The organism is Bradyrhizobium sp. (genome assembly GCF_035701725.1).
In the GTDB taxonomy this organism is placed as follows: domain Bacteria; phylum Pseudomonadota; class Alphaproteobacteria; order Rhizobiales; family Xanthobacteraceae; genus Bradyrhizobium.
On the sequence record NZ_DASSRP010000258.1, the window covers coordinates 1 to 2,593 of the forward strand.

Annotated in this window: 3 protein-coding genes, 1 tRNA gene and 1 pseudogene; 3 read left to right on the plus strand and 2 right to left on the minus strand. The window is 63.6% G+C overall.

The genetic code is table 11. The features are described 5' to 3' along the window. Nucleotides 1-45 precede the first annotated feature (45 nt). Nucleotides 46-139: transfer RNA gene (locus VFL62_RS15450), tRNA-Ser, on the plus strand. Nucleotides 140-270: 131 nt separating this feature from the next. Here the strand turns inward: VFL62_RS15450 and VFL62_RS15455 are convergent. After that, on the minus strand, nt 271-507 hold the full coding sequence (locus VFL62_RS15455; protein WP_325173254.1) for a DUF2934 domain-containing protein: 237 nt from the start codon (nt 505-507) through the stop codon (nt 271-273). A gap of 221 nt (nt 508-728) precedes the next feature. Between VFL62_RS15455 and VFL62_RS15460 the strand changes: the two are divergent. Further along, nucleotides 729-1,166 (plus strand): annotated as a pseudogene (locus tag VFL62_RS15460) (hypothetical protein); the annotation flags it as partial. Here VFL62_RS15460 and VFL62_RS15465 read toward each other — a convergent pair. Beyond that, nucleotides 1,147-2,034, minus strand: a complete 888-nt coding sequence (locus VFL62_RS15465) for an SDR family oxidoreductase (protein ID WP_325173256.1) — start codon at nt 2,032-2,034, stop codon at nt 1,147-1,149. The pseudogene VFL62_RS15460 and the gene VFL62_RS15465 sit on opposite strands and share 20 nt — an antisense overlap. Before the next feature lie 97 nt (nt 2,035-2,131). On the opposite strand from VFL62_RS15465, the gene VFL62_RS15470 reads away from it, so the two are divergent. Continuing rightward, the coding region (locus VFL62_RS15470; protein WP_325173257.1) for a helix-turn-helix domain-containing protein at nt 2,132-2,593 on the plus strand (462 nt) is incomplete at its 3' end.

The window sequence follows — 2,593 nt, forward strand, 5'->3', positions numbered from 1 at the left end:
CTGCGGCTTGCGGCTCAGCCCGCTGTCAGGCATATCCGCGCTCATGGAGCTGTGGCCGAGTGGCTGAAGGCGGCGGTTTGCTAAACCGTTATAGGCTTGTAAAGGCCTATCGAGGGTTCGAATCCCTCCGGCTCCGCCAGTAAAATTCAATGCGCGACGATTTGGCCGGAACGCCGGGAACCGTCACCTGGCAGTAAGCGAGACACGTGGCAAAGGTGCCGCAGCGCGTCCGCTTTGCGCAATCAGATCACACGCCCTGCTCGCTAGGGACTATGCCGCCCGCTTTTTGCGAGGCGCCCTCGCCTTCTTCGGCTTCGTCGGGACTTCGGCAGCATGCTCTCGGGCGCCAACCTGCTCACCGAGGATCGATCGTTGCGCAGCGAGCCAATGATGCTCGGCCTGCCCTTCTTCGCAGCCACTCTCGATCCAAAGGTGATAGGCGCGCTCGCGGATGGCCTGTTCCAGGTCGTACATGATGATCCTCCGTTCAGGGTTGATGGAGCCCACCAAACGTCTCGCCCCTAGCGGAAAAGCCGGCGGGCACTACGCCGCCGGCTTACCCGAGCGACTGCCGGCCCGGCTGTCCGGTTCCGCCGCTTCGTGAAGAGAAGCTTCGACTTAGTTGGTTAACGATTGGTTAATTCCGCAAGCTTGCGCCTGCTTGTCGCCATAGTATGTGAAGCGTCGATCTGTTTGGCATCGGGATGGTCGGAAAAGTCTATGCGCGAGTATCCGACGAACGCTTCGGCTGGTTCGCCGCACCTGACTTCGAGCATCGCCACGGCGAGCCGCTTCGGCTGGCATCGCTCTCGGCTTCGTGCGGCGTCCGCAACTGTGCCACGCGCGCGTTGGACGCCGCTGGCCTGGAATGGATCGAGGTCTTTCTCGGCGGCGGCATGACAGCGGTGATTGCCGCCGTTTCGGCCGGCATCGCCGTTGGCGCGCTGGCGCACCGCGTCGTCCCACCCGGCGTCGTCGAGGTCGCAGACAAGTTCAGCCTTCCGCCGCTCCCGCCGTCCAGATCGTTCTGCTCGCGGAGCGCGTTGCGAACGCTCGCGGCCGCGTTTCGTGAACACCGCGTCCACGGCGCTGCGAAGCCTGCCGGACGGCCAAGGTTCGTCAGAAAACAGCCGAAAGCGCCTGACGTCAAAGCGCCAACTCCCTGAGGTCTTCGAGCAGCCCGCGTCCCTTTGGCTGCCATTGCAGGCGCTGGCGTGTCAGTTCGCTTGAGGTCGGGGCGTCGCGCCCGATGAACGGCGCAAGCCAGCCGAAATGGGCGCCAGCCTTTTCCGCGGCGATCGATTTGACCGGAAGCTTCAACCTGACACCGATGACTTCCGCAACGTCCCGGAGCGTTACCCCCTGTTCCGCCACGGCATGATATGTGGCGCCACGCTCCGCCCTCTCCAGCGCAAGCCGGTAGATGCGAGCGGCATCGGTGACGTGCACGGCCGACCAGCGGTTGCGGCCTTCGCCGATGTAGCAGGACACCCCTCTCTCGCGCGCCAGTTCGATGGCAAAGGTGACGAGGCCCTGCCGGGTCATGTCATGGACTTGTGGCAGGCGCATCACCGAGACGTTGATGCCTTTAGCGACCAGCGCGCGGGCCGCCTCTTCCGAAGCGGCACGCGGAATCACGGTGGAGCTCGCGACCTCGTCTTCCTCCGTCGCCGCTCTTCCCGGCACGCTGCTCACGATCAGGGTCCCCGACGTCACCACGAGCGGCCGGTCGGAGCCTTCCAGAACAGCGCCAAGCGCGGTGATGACGCGGCGGTCGTCTTCGCAATTCGCGACGAATTTCGAGAAGTCGTGATTGAAAGCGAGATGGATGACGCCATCCGATTTGGCAACAGCGCGTTTCACGCCATCGAGATCTTCCAGCGATCCCATCACCACCTCGGCGCCGGCGGCTGCGAGCGCTTTGGCCTTGTCAGGTGAACGCGCCAATCCCGACACATGATGGCCGGCTGCGATCAACTCTTTGACAACCGCCGAGCCAATGAATCCAGTCGCACCAGTCACAAACACATGCATGATGAAGTCTCCCTTCGCTTGATGGGAGACAGATGTCGGCTTCCCGTGTATCCTGGTAAAGTAGTGAGATTATCGTGGTATAATCACTAACAGGATGATGAGCGAGCCCCTCGCCAACGACAGCCTGCTCGGGACCTATCTCAGGACTCGTCGCGCCAAGCTCGATCCGGTCGCACTGGGATTTTCGACGCAGCGGCGCCGGACGCCGGGATTGCGCCGCGAGGAAGTGGCGCAGCGCGCCAATATCAGCCCGACCTGGTACACCTGGCTCGAGCAAGGACGCGGCGGGTCGCCATCAACCGACGTCCTCGACCGGATTGCACGCGCGCTGATGCTCACCGAGCTTGAGCGCGAACATCTCTTCCTTCTCGGCGTCGGCCATCCTCCTGAAGCGCAGTACCGAAAAGACGATGGTGTCACGCCGCGATTGCAGCGCGTGCTCGACGCGCTGGAACCGAGCCCGGCCCTGATCAGGACCGCGACATGGGACGTGGTTGCGTGGAATCGCGCGGTCGCGGTGATGCTGACCGACTACGGTGCGCTGCCGGCGGGGAAGCGC